This is a genomic window from Novosphingobium sp., from assembly GCF_027531025.1.
Lineage (GTDB): Bacteria > Pseudomonadota > Alphaproteobacteria > Sphingomonadales > Sphingomonadaceae > Novosphingobium.
Genome location: NZ_JAPZQX010000003.1, coordinates 1 through 16942 on the forward strand (window position 1 = coordinate 1; position 16942 = coordinate 16942).

16 protein-coding genes are annotated in these 16942 nt (G+C 63.9%); 10 read left to right on the top strand and 6 right to left on the bottom strand.

Annotated features, from left to right (window positions below; genetic code table 11):
- A partial coding sequence (locus tag O9281_RS03040; RefSeq protein WP_298183894.1) for an integrase catalytic subunit occupies window positions 1-104 on the top strand: 104 nt, incomplete at its 5' end.
- 254 nt (window positions 105-358) lie between these two features.
- Here the strand turns inward: O9281_RS03040 and O9281_RS03045 are convergent.
- From O9281_RS03045 to O9281_RS03060, 4 genes are all read right to left on the bottom strand, one after another.
- Window positions 359-1429, bottom strand: a complete 1071-nt coding sequence (locus O9281_RS03045; RefSeq protein WP_363321443.1) for an alpha/beta hydrolase-fold protein — start codon at window positions 1427-1429, stop codon at window positions 359-361.
- Complete coding sequence (locus O9281_RS03050) at window positions 1389-1517, bottom strand: hypothetical protein (protein WP_298182613.1); 129 nt, start codon at window positions 1515-1517, stop codon at window positions 1389-1391. The genes O9281_RS03045 and O9281_RS03050 overlap by 41 nt, the downstream gene beginning before the upstream one ends.
- A gap of 179 nt (window positions 1518-1696) precedes the next feature.
- Entirely contained in the window at window positions 1697-4750 is a 3054-nt protein-coding gene (locus tag O9281_RS03055) for an efflux RND transporter permease subunit (protein WP_298182615.1), read from the bottom strand.
- Window positions 4747-5790, bottom strand: a complete 1044-nt coding sequence (locus O9281_RS03060) for an efflux RND transporter periplasmic adaptor subunit (protein ID WP_298182617.1) — start codon at window positions 5788-5790, stop codon at window positions 4747-4749. The genes O9281_RS03055 and O9281_RS03060 overlap by 4 nt, the downstream gene beginning before the upstream one ends.
- Before the next feature lie 64 nt (window positions 5791-5854).
- Here O9281_RS03060 and O9281_RS03065 point away from each other — a divergent pair, with 64 nt between their 5' ends.
- From O9281_RS03065 to O9281_RS03075, 3 genes are all read left to right on the top strand, one after another.
- Window positions 5855-6481, top strand: coding sequence for a TetR/AcrR family transcriptional regulator (locus O9281_RS03065; RefSeq protein WP_298182619.1), 627 nt, complete (start codon window positions 5855-5857; stop codon window positions 6479-6481).
- Window positions 6472-7374, top strand: a complete 903-nt coding sequence (locus O9281_RS03070) for a PHB depolymerase family esterase (RefSeq protein WP_298182620.1) — start codon at window positions 6472-6474, stop codon at window positions 7372-7374. Before O9281_RS03065 ends, O9281_RS03070 begins: the two co-directional genes overlap by 10 nt.
- Window positions 7375-7559: 185 nt before the next feature.
- Window positions 7560-8276, top strand: a complete 717-nt coding sequence (locus tag O9281_RS03075) for an IS6 family transposase (protein WP_298182622.1) — start codon at window positions 7560-7562, stop codon at window positions 8274-8276.
- A 133-nt stretch (window positions 8277-8409) separates the two neighbouring features.
- Here the strand turns inward: O9281_RS03075 and O9281_RS03080 are convergent, their stop codons facing one another.
- Window positions 8410-9009: a Crp/Fnr family transcriptional regulator gene (locus O9281_RS03080; protein WP_298182624.1), complete on the bottom strand. Its 600-nt coding sequence runs from the start codon at window positions 9007-9009 to the stop codon at window positions 8410-8412.
- Between the two features lie 233 nt (window positions 9010-9242).
- Here O9281_RS03080 and acsA point away from each other — a divergent pair, with 233 nt between their 5' ends.
- The 6 genes from acsA (at window position 9243) to O9281_RS03110 (ending at window position 15199) form a co-directional block, all read left to right on the top strand.
- Window positions 9243-11003: an acetate--CoA ligase gene (gene acsA / locus O9281_RS03085; protein WP_298182626.1), complete on the top strand. Its 1761-nt coding sequence runs from the start codon at window positions 9243-9245 to the stop codon at window positions 11001-11003.
- Window positions 11000-11986, top strand: coding sequence for a pyruvate dehydrogenase (acetyl-transferring) E1 component subunit alpha (gene pdhA, locus O9281_RS03090; RefSeq protein WP_298182628.1), 987 nt, complete (start codon window positions 11000-11002; stop codon window positions 11984-11986). Before acsA ends, pdhA begins: the two co-directional genes overlap by 4 nt.
- The gene (locus O9281_RS03095; RefSeq protein ID WP_298182630.1) at window positions 11983-12957 is read left to right on the top strand and encodes an alpha-ketoacid dehydrogenase subunit beta; all 975 of its coding nucleotides are present in this window, start codon (window positions 11983-11985) and stop codon (window positions 12955-12957) included. Before pdhA ends, O9281_RS03095 begins: the two co-directional genes overlap by 4 nt.
- A 19-nt stretch (window positions 12958-12976) precedes the next feature.
- Window positions 12977-14143 carry a dihydrolipoamide acetyltransferase family protein gene (locus O9281_RS03100; protein WP_298182631.1) on the top strand — a complete coding sequence of 389 codons (1167 nt, stop codon included), beginning with the start codon at window positions 12977-12979 and terminating at the stop codon, window positions 14141-14143.
- Window positions 14140-14403, top strand: coding sequence for an acyl carrier protein (locus tag O9281_RS03105; RefSeq protein ID WP_298182633.1), 264 nt, complete (start codon window positions 14140-14142; stop codon window positions 14401-14403). Before O9281_RS03100 ends, O9281_RS03105 begins: the two co-directional genes overlap by 4 nt.
- A gap of 79 nt (window positions 14404-14482) precedes the next feature.
- Window positions 14483-15199: an IS6 family transposase gene (locus O9281_RS03110; RefSeq protein WP_298182636.1), complete on the top strand. Its 717-nt coding sequence runs from the start codon at window positions 14483-14485 to the stop codon at window positions 15197-15199.
- A gap of 77 nt (window positions 15200-15276) precedes the next feature.
- On the opposite strand, the gene O9281_RS03115 is transcribed toward O9281_RS03110, so the two are convergent.
- Window positions 15277-16938, bottom strand: coding sequence for an MFS transporter (locus O9281_RS03115; protein WP_298182638.1), 1662 nt, complete (start codon window positions 16936-16938; stop codon window positions 15277-15279).
- Window positions 16939-16942: the final 4 nt, after the last annotated feature.

The window sequence follows — 16942 nt, forward strand, 5'->3', positions numbered from 1 at the left end:
ATCGGCCTCCGGCCCCGGAAACGGCAACACCGCCATGGCTGCCCTCCGGTTCCGCTTCGCTTCACCTGCGGCCAGCCATGGCGCCGGAGGCAGTTTTACACTAACAAATAACACGGACCACTCGGTGGGGGCCGGTCAATCCTTACCTTGAAGACCACTTTATTCCGCGGCCTAAAGTACGGGGAATGCCCTGAATTTTGGATGAACGAGACGCAGACTCAGCATCCTGCCGGATTACCGAGTAGCCTCGGGAATTCATGATCTTGGAAACAGTAAATATTTAATATCAATATTTTAAATGATGGTCAGGTGGCTAGAGTTTGCTGGCGCGTTATGTCTGACCAATAGCCGCGTTTCGTCAGACACGCCTCGCCGCAAAGGCCTCCCGGTAGAAAGCCCAATGCTGGTCTCCCAAGGCAGTTATTACGCCCATCGGATCATGACCGATGCCTGGCAGCACGATCCATTCGTGTGGGATGCCCAGCCGAGCCAAGTGGTTGTGAAAGTCACGGTTATTCTCAAAGGTCTCGTCCTGGTCTCCGATGACCAGGCGCAGGCGCGAACTGTTGGCAAGAATGGCAGCGTTCTGCTCTGCATAACGGCGCGGGCTGACCGCTCGGAAGCGGTCCTGCCCGCCGCCATAAACGTTGCGGAGGAGATCTATAGCCTGCATTTTGCTAGCGCGCGGCGTTCGTTCCAGCGTCTCCTGCATCGGTCCAGCGCCCATCATCGATACATTCTGAAACAGTTCCGGGTAACGCAACCCGAAGCGTCCGGCTCCGTAGCCGCCCATACTGAAGCCATCGAGTAATCGTCCCTCGCGAGTGGCTATCGTCCGCCAGTTCGCATCAATGTGGGGCCGGAGTTCGTGGACGATGATCGTCTCAAGCGGGGCCTTACCATTCGCCCAATCGACGTACATCCCCATCTGGAGGCCGTTGACGAAGACAATGAGAAAAGGCGGCACCTGCCGGGCGGCAATAGCCGCGTCGGCGAGTGCAGACAATCGCGAGATGCCTGAGACTCCGCCGCCTGAGCCGTGTAGCCAGTAAACAACAGGGAACCGTCGTGCCGGGTCGGCGATGTAGGCTGATGGAGTGTAGACGTGGAAGCTGACCTGCGTCCCTAAGGCCTGGCTAAAGAAGGTATGGAAGGAAAGGCCAGGACCGTCGATTTTGGGCGTTACCCACTGGTGCGATAGCGGAAGGTCCCTTTGTCTTATCGGTGGGTTGGGGCTTCCTTGCGCGGAGCTTCCTCCGAGAATACCGACAACCGAAGCCCCTAACGCCAGCAGATGCCTTCGCCGGTTCATCAAGATAGGCACTCTAATTGCCTCCTGTTCCATCGGTCCATCATTTGCGTCACCAAGCGTTTGATGAACTGCGATATCAAAGACCGCTACGGCGCAGCAGGGTTTGTGAGCCACCATTCAAGAATAGCGAGAAAAACTCTTTGCCGCCAATGATCCGGGTGGTTTCCATTTGCGCTGCCTGCGACATATCCTCGATGGTGGCCAAGAAGCTACTTCCGAGCCAGTGCTACCGACTCCATCCAAGTCTCCACTCACGGTCAATAGCAGTCCTGCTATTCCTTTCGGGGTTTTCAGCAACGCAGGTGATGGGGCGCCTCGCAATCAAGCCCTGCTGGATAACTCGTCATGAAAAGACCTGAAAGCGCGCACGTTCCCCTAAACCTCTCACGCATCGGGTTTGATGATCGGTCGGCCACGCACGAGCAGCAGGTACATCACCGGCGTGACGATCCGGCTCAGTAGGGTCGACGAGATCAGACCGCCGATGATCACCCAGGCCAGCGGCGCGTAAAGGGGTGCACCGGACAGGGCAAGCGGCAGGAGGCCGCCAATTGCCGTAACCGAAGTCAGCAGCACCGGCAGGAAGCGGATTTCGCCCGCGCGCTCGATCGCCTCGCGCAGTTCCATGCCGCGCTCACGGAGCTGGGTGGTGAAGTCGACCAGCAGGATCGAGTTCTTGATCTCGATCCCGATCAGGGCGACGAAGCCGATGACGGCTAGAAAGCTCAGCGAATAGCCGGTCAGTAGCAGCGCGACGAGACCGCCGAACAGGCCTAGTGGGATCACCCCGGCGACGACGGTCACTTCGCGGAACCGGCCGAACTCGGCGACCAGGACGCCGAAAATCCCGAACACCGCCAGCAGGATCACGCCGCCGAGGCCGCCACTGCTGCGTGCCGAAGCCTCGGCCTCGCCGCCGATCGAGTAGCTGTAGCCGGGCGGGAAGGGCAGCTTGTCGACCTCGGCGAGGATCTGCGGCAGCAGTTTGGAGGGCAGTACCCCATCCTCGACCGCGGCGCTGACCGTATTGGCCCGCTGCAGCTTGTAGCGGTTGATCTGGGCCGGCGCTGAAACAAGCCGGGGCGAGGCGAGCTGCGAAAGTGGCACGCTCGCGCCATCGAGCGACGTGACATAGATCGAGCCCAGCGTGGAGACCGGCAGTTCGCGCTCCAGCGGCAAGCGCACCCGAACGGGATAGCTGTCACCCTCGGCATCCCGGAAAGCGGCCACGCGCTCGCCGCTGAGGGCCAGCCGCAAGGTCCGCCGCACGGCATCGGGCGGAACATTGAGCAGGCCCGCCTTGGCGGTATCGACGCCCAGGTCCAGATCGATCCGGTCAACCGCGAGCGGATCGACCACGTCGCGGGTCCCCTTCGTACGGCGCATGATCGCCGCGACATCGGCCGACAGCGCCTTGATCGTGCCCAATTCCGGCCCGGTGATCCGCAGCGCCAGCGGCGCTTCAACCGGCGGCCCGTTGTCGAACTGAACCACCGTCACCCGCGCCGCCGGAAAGGCCGCCAGTTTGCGCCGCAAGGCCGCGATCTGGCCGGGCGTCCGGCGCGGGTCGAACTCGTCGATGGTGACGAAGATCTCGCCATAACGGGTGTCGAACTCGCGCGGGATGTTGTTGTAGAAGATCTGCGGATTGCCGCGCCCGGCGTTCTCCATCCGCGCGATCAGGCCGGGGAAGTCGGCAACCATCTCGGAGACCTCGCGCACGATCCGGTCGGTCTGGACCACGCTGCTGCCCTCGGGCGCTTCGACGCGGACCATAAAATAGGGCTGGTCGGCCTTTGGGAAGAGGCTGAAGCCGATGAGCGGCACCGTGGCGAACATGGCGACGCAGGCCGCCATCGCGCCCCAGAAGGTGCGGCGCGGATTATCCAGCGCCCAGTGCAGGATCGGGCGATAGAACCGTTCGATCCCGCCGTTCAGCGCCTTGAGGAAGCGGTTCCCTTCTGGCCCGTGCCCGCTTTTCAGAATCCTGCTCGCGAAGAACGGAACAATTGTCATTGAGACCAGCAGCGATGCCGATACGGTCGCCAGCACGGCCAGCGGCAGGCCGCGCACGAAATCGCCTGATCCCTCGGGCAGATTGGCCAGCGGCAGGAAGGCGAACAGCAGCACCCCGGTGGAACCCAGCACCGCCATGGCAATCTCTCGCGTGCCGTTTATCGCGGCCTCCTCGGGCGGGTCGCCATCACGGATGTGCCGCTCGATGTTTTCGACCACCACGATCGAATCGTCCACCAGCAAGCCAAGCGAGATGATGAAGCCGGAAATGCTGATCTGGTTGAGTGAGTAGCCCAACTGGAACAGCACCAGCACCCCGATCGCCAGGGACAGCGGGATCGAGATCATGACCACGAAGGAGGCGCGCGTCCCCAGTGGCAAGAGCGTGACGAGCACCAATGCCAGGGCAATGGCAAAGTCAGTCGTCAGCTGGCCAAGCCGCCGTTCGATATCGCGGCTTTGGTCAAAGCCGGTTTCCAGCCGCATGTCGGGCGGCAGTTGCGGACGAAAAGCGGCCACTGCGACGTCGAGATCCTGGCGCAGCGTCGTGGCATCGACCCCGTCCTTCTGTTTTACCGAAACGAATACCGCGGGCTGGCCGTTGAAGCGGGTGACGTGGAGCTGCTCGGCCTCGGCCCAGCCGACCGTGGCGACATCACCAACCCGCACGATGCGCCCGTCCCCGGCGCGCAGGACGATCGCGGCGATATCTTCTGGCCGACGATAGGCTCCGCCCGCATCGACGTTGAAGCGGCGTCCAGCGGATTGGACGGCACCACCGGGCAGGTCGATCCCGCCATTGGCGAGGGCACTCGCAACCAGAGCCGGCGGGATGCGCAGCTCCGCCAGCTTGCCCGGATCAAGCGCGACCCGCATTTCCGGTTCCGGGAGGCCCGAGATGACCGTGGCCCGGACCCCTGGCACGACGTTCAGCCGGTCGCGCAGATCGCCTGCATACTTTTCGACCCGCCGCCAGCTCGATCCGTCATGAACCAGCGCAAGCTGCAGGATCGAGGCCTCGGTCGTACGCGGCCGCCGAAAGTTGAGCGCCGCAATCCCGCCCGGAAGGCGGCTGCGGATCGCGTTGACTTCCCGGACGGTGCGATCCAGCGCGGTTTCGGCATCGGTGCCATAAATGAAGTTGACCACGATGACGGCCGAGCCGTCGCTGCTGGTCGAGGTGATCTCGCGGACATTGTCGAGGCCCTGCAACACGTCCTCGATCGGGCGGGCGACGGTCTCTTCCATTTCGGCGGCGTCCGCCCCGGGAAGCTGGACGGTGACGATCGTGGTTTCGATCGGAAAGTGCGGATCGACCGAACGCGGGATCGACAGGAAGGCGTTGAGGCCAAGGATCGCGAGCAGTAGGAATCCGACCAGCGTGATCTGCCAGCGCCTGACTGCCAGGGCGGCGAGGTTCACTGGCGGCGCCTTTCGGGACGAACAGCCATTCCGTCCTGCAGTCGGTCCAGCGCGGCGATGGCCACCCAGTCGCCGGGTTTCAGGCCGGCAAGCACATTAACGCCGCCATCTTCGGCTTCGCCCAGCCGTACCTTGCGCAACCGGACCCGGTTCTGCGCATCGAGGACGTAGACAAATCCCTCGCCCGCGCGGGCGCCGAAGATGGCCAGTGGGGGAACCAGCAGGGATGTGGCGCCCCCGGCGGGTGGGCTGGCGGTGATCGATGCGCGTCCGATCAGGCCCGAGCGCAAGCGCGGATCGGGCGCCAACGCGATTTCGACCTGAAACGTTCCGGTGGCGCGGTCGGCCCGGCTGCCCAGTTCCAGCACAGATCCCGTCAGCGGTTCGCCATCAAGGGCCTCGAGCACGACGCGGGCGGGAGCTCCGCGCGCTAGCCGGACCGCCTCGCGGTCGCTCAGCGGCGCGCGCAGCACAAACCCGCTAGATGCCTGGCCGATGACCAGCACCGGCATGCCCTGCGCCACGATCTGGCCAGGTTCGGCGGGACGGGCCAGGACCACGCCATCGCCGCTGGCAACGATCCGTGCCGTATCGAGCGCGAAGCGCTGCGCCTTGACCGCCGCATCGGCGGACTGCGCGGCCGCCACCGCCGCTTCATAGCGGGGACGGGTAATCCAGCCCTTGTCCATCAGCGGCTCCAGCCGGCGCAGCTCCGCCCGGGCCCGGTTCTGCTCGGCAATCGCCGCATCGAGGCCTGAGCTGACCGGCGTCACGTCCAGCGTTGCCAACAATTGCCCACGGCGGACCGGATCGCCTTCATTCACCAGGATCCTGGCAATCCGCCCGCCCGAGGTGAAGGCAAGGGTGGTTTCCTCGCGCAAGGCAACGGTCCCGGCGGTTTCAACGGCATCGCCGGCATTGTCCGCACCGACTTGCGCGACCCGAACCGCGAGAGGCTCGGTTGCAGGGGTTGTTTCGGTCTTGTTCGAGCAGGCCATGACAAATGGCAGCAGCAGGACGGCCAGGAAGCGAAGCAGCATGTCGGAACCGGTCTGGGAGGGAGACGACGCTTGTATATAACAATGTTATGCTTAATCAAGCGGCATGTCTACCGATTCCAACAACCGCCAGCGGATTCTGGACGCGGCCCATGCGATCTTTGCCGAAGCCGGGCTGGCGGGGCTGAGCGTTCGGGCCATTGCCGCGCGGGCGGGGCTATCCACGATCGGTGTTTACAGCCACTTCAAGGGCAAGCGCGGGATCCTGCTTGCGCTTTATGCCGATGGCTTCGCCCGGCTCGGCGATGCGGCCGACATCCCGGCCCAATCTGCCGGCGAGAGCGACCTCGTTGGGCTGCTGGTCAATCGCTACATCAATTTCCACCGCGACCACCGCGCTCATTACCAGCTCATGTTCGGGATGGACCGGAGCCAGCTTGGTGACAGCGGTACGTTGGAGCCGATCGCCAAGGCCGCGATCGAGCGCCTTGCTGCCACATTGGGTCGGCTCTTGCCGCCGGACCAACCTGCAGACCTCGCCTTGGCCATGGCCTTTCGCGTATGGGTACTGATGCACGGTTATGTTACCTTAGGCGAGATGGCGCGATTCAGAATGATGGACGAGGCCGATTGGCGTGCTGAGGTTGTCGGTGCGGTATGCCAGCTTCTGGCCGGATTCAAAGTCGTTGGAATGGCTCAACCCAAGTCAGACTATGGGCCGTTATGCTATTAGTCGGTGTCATAGCCATTTTTTCCGCATTAGCGCTCGCCTTCCACCCGGCTTACGCGCAAAATTCGCGCGAGATTTCGGTTGCAGTTGAAGGCACTCAACGACGTGCCGTTGTGGTCAATGATCTTGGGCCTGGCCGCAATTCTCCTGTCGTGATCGTGCTGCATGGAGGCCAGGGAAGCGCGGATGCTCAGCGAGAGCGAAGCGGGTTTGATGGGCTCGCGGTCTTGGAGGGTTTCACCGTCGTCTACCCGGAAGGGACGGAATGGGCGCCGGGACGGCACGCATGGAACACAGGCTTCCTGATGCGTCGGCAGGTCGGTCAAGCCAATGATATTGCTTACCTTGATGCCCTGATCGACCTCCTCATCCGGGATCACGGTGCAGATCCCCGAAAGATCTTCATGACCGGCGGCTCAAACGGAGCAATGATGACCTTGGTCTATGCCACCCAGCGCGCCGAGCGTTTGGCAGCTATCGCGCCAGTCGTGGGTGCGATGTTCAGCTTTGACACGAAGCCCAGCAGACCGCTGCCGATCATGCTCATCAACGGTGGGCAAGATAATGAGGTTCCCTCCGAAGGCGGCTTCAGCCGAAATCCGCTCGTTTCGCGCAATCAGGCGGCACCCTATAAGCCGTTGGCCGAAACGGTTCAGTTCTGGACCGCTGCTAACCGCTCACTGATGCCGCCTGTGATTACCCGAAGTGGGTCGGTGACCACGTCTGTTTATCGGGCCGCGCCAAATGGCGCTGTCACGATCTCAATAGTCGATGACGTTGGAGGCCATGGCTGGCCAGGGACGCGCGGTCGGCGACAGGGTAACAATCCCATCCAGTCTTTTGACGGCGCTGAACGTGTTTGGGAGTTTTTCAAGACGCAGTCCGAAATACCTTGAAGGCGTACAATCGCGTTTTGGGCGGGAACATTTAAACATGTAATATCAATAGCATAATTGAAAGAGAGTTGGTTGGGAGACGCTCCCTCTCCAGCTTAAGTTATATCGAAAGCAACACGAGCCAGGGTCCTGTCAGAGCAAATGCACCGCCTGACATGAGTTAAGACGCGGGGTAGGGCCGGTCGATGCCTCGTCCCCGCAAACCTGCCAGCCCGTTCCGCTATTTCAACTCCTCGCCCGAGGTGATCCGCCTTGTGGTGATGATGTATGTCAGGTTTCCCCTGAGCTTGCGGAACGTCGAGGACTTGCTGTTCGAGCGCGGGATCAACATCTGCCACGAGACCGTGCGCATGTGGTGGAACCGGTTCGGCCCGCTGTTCGCTGGTGACATCCGTCGGCAGCGCGTGAGCCGGGTGCGCGGCTTCCGGCAGTGGCGCTGGCATCTTGACGAGATGTACGTAAAGCTTGGTGGCGAGATGGTCTACCTGTGGCGCGCGGTCGATCAGGAGGGTGAGATCCTCGAGAGTTTCGTGACGAAGTCACGTGACAAGGCGGCTGCGCTGGCCTTCATGAAGAAGGCGCTAAGGCGTCATGGATCACCCGAGAGGATCACCACCGATGGCCTGCGCTCGTACAAGGCGGCGATGCATGAGCTTGGCAACGCGGACAAACAGGAGATCGGCCGCTGGGCCAATAACAGGGTCGAGAACAGCCACCTCTCGTTCCGACGACGGGAGCGGGCGATGCTCCGCTTCAGGCGGATGAAGTCGCCACAGAAGTTCGCCTCAGTCCACGCCAACGTGCACAACCACTTCAACCAGGAACGTCATCTCGTAGATCGACAGACTTACAAAGAACGCCGCTCGGTCGCTCTGGCCGAGTGGCAGAGCCTTATGGCCTGAGCCCTCGCACTCAAAGCCTCAGCTCCGCCAATCGGAGACACGCTGCGATTAGACTGACAGCACCGCCAGGTTGAACAACCCCCGGTAGCATCGCTGCACGGGTCGGCGGGGCCCTCGGTTGGCCCGATCGCTTTCAGAACGATCGCTGGCAGGCTCCGCTGGCAATCCGGACGATTGCCGATCGGTCAAGGATCGTCAGGCGGTCCCGGCCCGGCACTGCGATGATCCCGCTTTCCCGCAACTGGCGAAAGCCCCGGCAAACCGATTCCGGCGCAGTGGCGAGATAGCCCGCAATGTCGATCTGCGGCAGGGGAAAGACCAGATCGCCTTCCGGCGTCACAGGCAGGCGATCGATGATCGAACGCAGGAACGCGCAAATCCGCACGAGCACCCCGTGTCGACCGATGATGATGCCGCGGCGGAAGATCGGGTCCTGTTCGGCGCAGATCGACGACAACAGGCCGCCCTGCTCGCGGCAACTGCGGATCAGCGCCTCGCTCCAGCTCTGGCGTGAATGGCAGACGTAGCCAAGTTCGGTCACCGCTTCAGCCGTGAAGCGATAGGCTTCGGCGATTGGCAAGCCGATCTGGTCGCCGGGAAAGAAGAACGCCGTCACCTGGCGTTCGCCATCGGCGGAAATGCTCACACCCCGGGCGATCCCGCGCCGCAGCTCGATCACGCGCTCGCAGGGATCGCCTTCGAGAAAGAGTACTTCGCCAGCGCTTGCCGGCATGACGATGGCCCGCGAACTGGCGGCGTGTTGCACTTGGCAAAGCATGGCGCTCTCCCCGCGTGGATTATGTTTCGATGATCTAGCTATGCTTTCCGACCGTCGGCCAAGTTCGGAATAATACGGGGTAGCCGCGCGATCCGGTCCGGGCTGTGGTGTCCGCCGGGCTGATCGGGATCAATTTGCCGGTCGCCAAACTGCGGTAAGTCCTGCCCGATTGGCATCAGGGTGAAACCATGACCAAGGCCGATAGTCAGCCGATCCTGCACAAGTCGCGCGCCGAGCGGGCAGCTGCCAACCTGCCCGGCGATCCGGCGCAGTCCGGGTTCGATTGGTCAACCTATCGCCAGTGGATCGATGGCTTGCCCGGTGGCGGGATCAATATCGCCCATGAAGCCGTTGATCGCCATGTGGCGCAGGGACACGGTGCCGATGAAGCCCTGCGCTGGCTGGGGCGGGACGGCGCGCGGCGCACTTTCACTTATGACGATCTGAAGCGTGAGACCGACCGGTTTGCCCGACTGCTGACCGACCTGGGCCACGGCAAGGGGGTGCGAGTCTTCGCGCTGCTGGGCCGGGTGCCCGCAACGATCATTGCGGCGCTCGGCACCATGAAGGCGGGCGGAGTATTCTGCCCGCTCTATTCGGCCTTCGGGCCCGAACCGGTGCGCGCCCGAATGACGATCGGCGAGGCTTCGGTACTGGTCACCACGACCGCGGACTATGCCAGGAAGGTGCAGCCGTGGCGCAGCGATCTGCCCAGCCTGCGTCACGTGCTCCTGACAGACGGGGCTGGCGCGGAGCCTGAAGGCACGATCGATCTTGGTGCGGCGCTGGCCGGCACCGCGAGCGACTTTACCATCGCCTCGACCTCGCCGGATGACATGGCGCTGCTCCACTTTACCAGCGGAACCACCGGCAAGCCGAAGGGCGCGGTGCATGTCCACGAAGCAGTGGTGGCGCACCATGCCACCGGGCGGCTGGTGCTCGATCTGCGTCCCGGCGACGTGTTCTGGTGCACGGCCGATCCCGGCTGGGTCACCGGCACCTCCTATGGCATCATCGCCCCGCTGACCAACCGCGTCACCATGATGCTCGATGAGGCGGAGTTCGACGCCGCGCGCTGGTACCAGACGCTGGAGCGCGAACAGGTCACGGTATGGTACACCGCGCCGACCGCGATCCGCCTCCTGGTCAAGGCCGGAAACGAGCTACCCAGCCGCCATGACCTCTCCCGCCTGCGCTTCATGGCCAGCGTGGGCGAACCGCTCAATGCCGAAGCCGTGATCTGGGGCCGCGAGGTGCTGGGCCATCCGTTCCACGACAACTGGTGGCAGACCGAGACCGGCGGGATCATGGTCGCGAACTTCGCCGGCATGGACGTGAAGCCCGGCTCGATGGGCAAGCCGATCCCCGGTGTCGAGGCCGCGATCGTCGCGATCGAAGGCGAAAAGGTTGTCCCGCTCACCGGCGCGATGGTGACCGGGCAACTGGCCTTGCGCCCTGGTTGGCCATCCATGTTCCGCGCTTATCTGGGCGAGGCGGCGCGCTATGCCGCCTGCTTCAGGGATGGCTGGTACCTGACCGGCGATCTCGCCCGGCGCGATGACGATGGCTATTTCTGGTTCGCCGGGCGGGCCGACGACGTGATCAAGTCGGCCGGGCACCTGATCGGCCCGACCGAGGTCGAGGCCTGCCTGCTGGAGCATCCGGCAGTGGCCGAAGCTGCTGCCATCGGCATCCCGGACGAACGCGCGGGCGAGGTGGTCAAGGCCTTCGTCACCCTCAGGCAGGGCCAGGTCCCGGGCGAGGCCCTGAGCAGGGAACTGCTCGGCCATGCCCGCAAGCGGCTCGGTGCGGCGATTGCCCCGCGGCAGGTCGAGATCCGCGCCGACCTGCCGCGCACCCGTTCGGGCAAGATCATGCGCCGCCTGCTGCGCGCGCGCGAACTGGGGCTGCCCGAAGGCGACCTGTCGACCCTGGAGAACCCGGCATGAGTGGCGTGAAAGTCAGGCTCGACGCGCCGCATTGCCGTGAACTGCTGCGCCAGATGCTGCGAATTCGCCGCTTCGAGGAAAAATGCGCGGAACTTTACACGAAGGAGAAGATCCGCGGGTTCCTGCACCTCTATATCGGTGAGGAAGCTATCGCGACGGGGGTGATGCAGGCGCTGGAGCCACAGGATGCGGTGGTCGCCACCTATCGCGAGCATGGCCATGCCCTGGCGCGCGGGATCGACCCGCGCGCGATCATGGCCGAGATGTTCGGCAAGCGCGAAGGATGCAGCGGTGGACGGGGCGGCTCCATGCACCTGTTCGATGCTGCCACGCGCTTCTATGGCGGCAACGCCATCGTCGGTGGCGGCTTGCCGCTGGCTGTGGGGCTGGCGCTGGCCGAGCAGATGCAAGGGCGCACCGGCCTGACAGTTTGCTTCTTCGGCGAGGGTGCGGTGGCCGAGGGCGAGTTCCACGAAAGCCTGAACCTCGCCGCGCTGTGGCGCCTGCCAGTGCTGTTCGTGTGCGAGAACAACCTCTACGCCATGGGCACCGCGCTGGCTATTTCAGAGGCTGAAACCGACATTGCCCGCAAGGCGGAAAGCTATCGCATCCTGGCCGAGGCGGTCGACGGGATGGACGTCGTCGCAGTCGAGGCGGCCACGCGACGGGCGGTTGCCGCACTCCGCGCCGGTGAGGGACCGCGCTTCCTCGAGTGCCGCACTTACCGGTTCCGGGCCCATTCGATGTACGATCCGCAGCTCTATCGCGCCAAGGCCGAGGTGGAGGATTGGATGCACCACGATCCGATCCCGCGCTTTCGCGATTGGGCCATCGCCGCAGGGGAACTGCATGAGGCCGATGTTGCAACGATCGAGGCGGAGGTGGCGGACGAGGTCGCAGCCGCCATCGCCTTTGCCGAGGCGGGCACCCTGGAAGCGGTCGAAGACCTGCTGCGGCACGTTGGCGCGGAGGCCAGAGCATGACGACCATGACCTATCGCGACGCCATGCGGGCAGCGATCCGCGAGGCCATGCTTGCGGATGAGCGCGTGTTCCTGATGGGTGAGGATGTCGGCCACTATGGCGGCTGCTACGCGGTCAGCAAGGGGCTGCTCGAGGAGTTCGGACCGGAGCGGATCCGCGACACACCGCTGTCGGAAAGCGCCTTCACCGGTGCGGGGATCGGCGCGGCGCTGGGCGGGCTGCGGCCGATTGTTGAGCTGATGACCTGCAACTTCGCCTTGCTCGCGCTCGACCAGATCATGAACACGGCCGCAACCCTGCGCCACATGTCGGGCGGGCAGTTCACCGTGCCGCTGGTGATCCGGCTGGCGACCGGCGGGGGTCGGCAACTGGCGGCACAGCATTCGCACAGCCTTGAAGGCTGGTTCGCCCATATCCCCGGCCTGCGCGTGCTGGCCCCGGCGACGGTGCAGGACGCGCGCGGCATGCTGGCCCCAGCGCTGGCCGATCCCGACCCGGTGCTGATCTTCGAGAATGCGCTGCTTTACAATGAGGCCGCGGAGATCGACGAAGGCCAGGTGCTCGACATTGACCGGGCGGCCATCCGTCGGCCAGGCAGCGATCTCAGCCTGATCACTTATGGCGGTTCGCTCGGCAAGACCATGGTCGCAGCCGAACAGCTCGATGCGCTGGGCATATCGGTTGAAGTGATTGACCTGCGGGTCCTGCGCCCGCTCGACGAGGGCACCATCCTGGCAAGTCTGGGCAAGACCCGCCGTGCCTTGATCGTCGATGAGGGCTGGCGGTCTGGCGGGATTTCGGCGGAAATCATGGCGCGGATTATCGAAGGGGCCTTCTGGCAGCTCGATGCGCCGCTGGCCCGGGTGTGCAGCGCCGAGGTGCCGATCCCCTATCCCCGGCATCTGGAGGAAGCCGCGCTGCCGAGCATCGCAGGCATTGTCGCTGCCGCGCGGCAGGTCATGGGGCGCTGAGGCGATGGGGACCTTCACCATGCCTTCGCTTGGTGCCGACATGGCGGCAGGGACATTGGTCGAGTGGCTGAAGCACCCCGGCGACGAGGTCAGGCGCGGCGATATCGTCGCGGTGGTCGAAACCGACAAGGGCGCGATCGAGGTCGAAATCTTCGAGGACGGGTGGATCGGCGCACTGCTGGTAGCGGAAGGCACCGAGGTCCCGGTCGGAACCCCGCTGGCGACGATTGTCGGCCGCGACAGGATCGAGCCACCCCCCGCTTCACCCCCCGCCCCTGTCCCGGTCCTGGCTCCACCGCCGCCGCCAGCCCCATCCGCGCCAAGACCGCCGTCCACCGCACGGGAAGCCCCCAAGGAAGCACCGACAACGGCAGCGCTGCGCGCGTCGCCAGCCGCACGCTGGCTGGCAGGCGAGCGCGGCATCGACCTCTCGCTGGTCCAGGGCACCGGTCCCGGCGGGGCGATCCAGCGCGCCGATGTCGCGACCTTCTCCAGCCGACCCAAACATCGCGAGGGCATCGATCCGGCCCAGATGCGCCGGGCCATCGCTGCCGCCATGGCGCGTTCGAAGCGCGAGATCCCGCATTACTACCTGAGTCACAGCTTCGACGCGTCGGCCGCCCTGACGTTCCTCGCCGATTACAACGCGGCGCGGCTGCCAGCGGACCGGCTGCTGATGGCGGCCCTGCTGATCCGGGCAACCGCGCTGGCCCTGCCCGATTTTCCCGAGTTCAACGGTTTTCACGATGGCGAAGGCTTCACGCCGAGCGAAGCCATTCACATCGGCTTCGCGATCGCCATTCGCGGTGGCGGGCTGGCGGCTCCCGCGATCCGCGAGACCGGGCAACTGGCCTTGCCCGAACTGATGCACCGGCTGCGCGATCTAACCTTGCGGGTGCGGCGCGGCGAGTTCCGCTCTTCCGAGCTTTCGGACCCGACGGTAACCATATCAAGCTTGGGCGAACGCGGCGTCGATCTGCTGCTGCCGGTAATCTACCCGCCACAAGTCGCGATCATCGGCTTCGGGACCATCAGGCAACAGCCCTGGGTGGTGGACGATAGGATCGAGCCGCGACCAGTGATGACCGTGACCCTGGGGGCCGATCACCGGGCCAATGACGGGCATCGCGGTGCGCTGCTGCTGGGCCGGATTGCCGAACTGCTGCAGGAGCCTCACAAGTTATGAACCGCACCGATCTGCGCGCCATGATAGTCGAGGAGATCGGCAATATTGCACCGGAGGTTGAAGCCGCCACGCTTGGCGACGGTGAGGACCTGCGCAAGGCGCTCGATCTCGATTCGATGGATATCTTCAACCTGGTGGTGGCGCTGAGCCTTCGACTGGGCATCGACATCCCGGATGCCGATGCCGGCCAACTGGTCACGCTGGGTGGCGGGGCGGTCTATCTCGAGCGGCGGCTGACCGGGCCAGCGTTGTCAGGTTAACCCGACTGCAGTAGAGAGGGCATTGTCAGAGCAAATACACCGCCTGACATGTTATGAGGTGGGAGCTAGGGAAGGGGGGATGGCCCGTCCCCGCAAGCCCACCAGTCCGTTCCGCTACTTTAACTCCTCGCCCGAGGTAATCCGCCTCGTGGTGATGATGTATGTGCGGTTTCCCCTCTCGTTGCGGAACGTTGAGGATCTGCTGTTCGAGCGCGGGATCGACATCTGTCATGAGACCGTGCGGTTTTGGTGGAACCGGTTCGGTCCGATGTTCGCAGCGGATATCCGCCTGCAACGAGTGTCCCGGATGCGAGGCTTCAAGCACTGGAACTGGCATCTCGACGAGATGTACGTGAAGATTGGCGGGGAGCTGCATTACCTTTGGCGCGCCGTCGACCAGGAAGGCGAGATACTGGAAAGCTACGTCACCAAGACCCGCGACAAAAAGGCAGCTCTGGCCTTCATGAAGAAAGCCCTGAAGCGGCACGGCCCTGTAGAGGCCATTACTACCGATGGCCTCCGCTCGTATGGCGCTGCGATGGACGTGCTTGGTAACCGTGACAAACAGGCGATCGGCCGATGGGCCAACAACAGGGTTGAGAACAGCCATCTCTCCTTCCGACGACGAGAGCGAGCCATGCTGAGGTTCCGGCAGATGAAAACCCTGCAGAAATTCGCCTCGATCCACGCCTCGCTCCACAACCACTTTGCTTCAGAACGCCACCTCGTCGACCGCCAGACCTTCAAACTCCATCGCTCCGCTGCGCTGGCTGAGTGGCAGTCTGTGGCTGCCTGACGCACGCCGTCTTGGCGGCGACATCTTGCTCAGTGGAGACTTGTTCGCATTAGACTGACAGCACCGCCACATATCCCTCAATCGTCGATATTCCGCCTGAACGTTTCCGGCAGGAACAGCAGGCCGATCACCACGGTTAGCCCCGCCACCACGATCGGGTACCACAGGCCGTAATAGATGTCGCCCGTGGCCGCGACCATGGCGAAGGCGGTGGTGGGCAGGAAGCCGCCGAACCAGCCGTTGCCGATGTGATAGGGCAGGCTCATCGCCGTATAGCGGATGCGGGTGGGGAACAGTTCCACCAGCAAGGCCGCGATCGGGCCGTAGACCGCGGTTACCAGCAGGACCAGGTAGGTCAGTATCGCGATCACCAGCGGCTTGTTGATCTGGTCGGGATCGGCCTTGGCGGGATAGCCCGCTGCGGCCAGCGCCGCCTTTACCTCCTGCTGGAAGGCCGCGATCGCCGCCTTGCGCTCGTCCCCGGTCACCTTGGCCGGATCGGGCGCGGTGAAGGTGGTGCCGCCCACGGTGACCTGGGCCACCATCCCGGCCGGAGCATCGACCTGGGCATAGCTGATCCCACCCTTGGCCAGGAACGACTTGGCGATATCGCAGCTCTTGCTGTCGAACCTGTTCTTGCCGACGGGATCGAACTGGAACGAGCAATCGCCATCGTTGGCGATGACGGTAACCGGGGCCATGGCCTGGGCGCGGGCCAGCGCCGGGTTGGCGGCTTCGGTCAGGGCATGGAAGGCCGGGAAATAGGTGAACACTGCCAGCGCGCAGCCCGCCAGGATGATCGGCTTGCGCCCGATCCGGTCAGACAGCCAGCCGAACACGATGAAGAATGGCGTCCCGATGGCCAGGGCAATCGCGATCAGGATATTGGTGGTCGCGCCATCGACCATCAGGGTCTTTTCAAGGAAGAACAGCGCGTAGAACTGGCCCGTGTACCAGACCACCGCCTGTCCCGCGACTGCGCCCAGCAGGGCAATCAGCGCAAAGCGGGCGTTCTTCCATTGGCCGAAGGCTTCGGCGATCGGGGCCTTCGAATTGGTCCCTTCCTCCTTCATCTTCTGAAAGACCGGGCTTTCCTGCAGCTGCATTCGGATCCACAGCGAAACGCCCAGCAGCACCACGGAAATCAGGAAAGGCACGCGCCAGCCCCAGTCCTTGAAGGCTTCCTCGCCCACGGCCATGCGGGTGCCGATCACCACCAGCAGGGCGGCAAACAGCCCCAGCGTGGCCGTGGTCTGGATGAAACTGGTGTAGAGCCCGCGCTTGTTGTTGGGGGCATGCTCGGCCACGTAAGTCGCGGCGCCACCATATTCGCCGCCTAGCGCCAGGCCCTGCAGCAGTCGCAGGATCACCAGCATGATCGGCGCGGCCACACCGATGCTGGCATAGGTCGGCAGGATCCCCACCGTGAAAGTGGCAAAGCCCATCAGCCCCATGGTGACGAGGAAGGTGTACTTGCGCCCGACCAGGTCACCCAGCCGCCCGAAAACCAGCGCGCCGAAGGGTCTGACGGCAAAGCCCGCAGCGAAGGCCCCCAGCGCGAAGATGAACCCGGTGGTTTCGTTCACGCCGGAGAAGAACTGGGCCGAGATCACCGTTGCCAGCAGGCCGTAAAGGTAGAAATCGTACCATTCGAATACGGTGCCGAGCGACGAGGCGAGGATCACCTTCCTCTCGCTGCCGGTGGCGGCGTGGTGCTTGGGCAGGGTAGCTTCGGTCATGACC

Excerpts from the sequence above, each read along its gene's own strand:
- O9281_RS03100 (WP_298182631.1), top strand. The coding sequence starts at position 12,977 with ATGCCTTCGCTTGGTGCCGACATGGCGGCAGGGACATTGGTCGAGTGG.
- O9281_RS03105 (WP_298182633.1), top strand. The coding sequence starts at position 14,140 with ATGAACCGCACCGATCTGCGCGCCATGATAGTCGAGGAGATCGGCAAT.
- O9281_RS03070 (WP_298182620.1), top strand. The coding sequence starts at position 6,472 with ATGCTATTAGTCGGTGTCATAGCCATTTTTTCCGCATTAGCGCTCGCC.
- O9281_RS03095 (WP_298182630.1), top strand. The coding sequence starts at position 11,983 with ATGACGACCATGACCTATCGCGACGCCATGCGGGCAGCGATCCGCGAG.
- O9281_RS03110 (WP_298182636.1), top strand. The coding sequence starts at position 14,483 with ATGGCCCGTCCCCGCAAGCCCACCAGTCCGTTCCGCTACTTTAACTCC.
- O9281_RS03065 (WP_298182619.1), top strand. The coding sequence starts at position 5,855 with ATGTCTACCGATTCCAACAACCGCCAGCGGATTCTGGACGCGGCCCAT.
- O9281_RS03060 (WP_298182617.1), bottom strand. The coding sequence starts at position 5,790 with ATGCTGCTTCGCTTCCTGGCCGTCCTGCTGCTGCCATTTGTCATGGCC.
- O9281_RS03115 (WP_298182638.1), bottom strand. The coding sequence starts at position 16,938 with ATGACCGAAGCTACCCTGCCCAAGCACCACGCCGCCACCGGCAGCGAG.
- O9281_RS03075 (WP_298182622.1), top strand. The coding sequence starts at position 7,560 with ATGCCTCGTCCCCGCAAACCTGCCAGCCCGTTCCGCTATTTCAACTCC.
- acsA (WP_298182626.1), top strand. The coding sequence starts at position 9,243 with ATGACCAAGGCCGATAGTCAGCCGATCCTGCACAAGTCGCGCGCCGAG.
- pdhA (WP_298182628.1), top strand. The coding sequence starts at position 11,000 with ATGAGTGGCGTGAAAGTCAGGCTCGACGCGCCGCATTGCCGTGAACTG.
- O9281_RS03080 (WP_298182624.1), bottom strand. The coding sequence starts at position 9,009 with ATGCCGGCAAGCGCTGGCGAAGTACTCTTTCTCGAAGGCGATCCCTGC.
- O9281_RS03045 (WP_363321443.1), bottom strand. The coding sequence starts at position 1,429 with ATGGTGGCTCACAAACCCTGCTGCGCCGTAGCGGTCTTTGATATCGCA.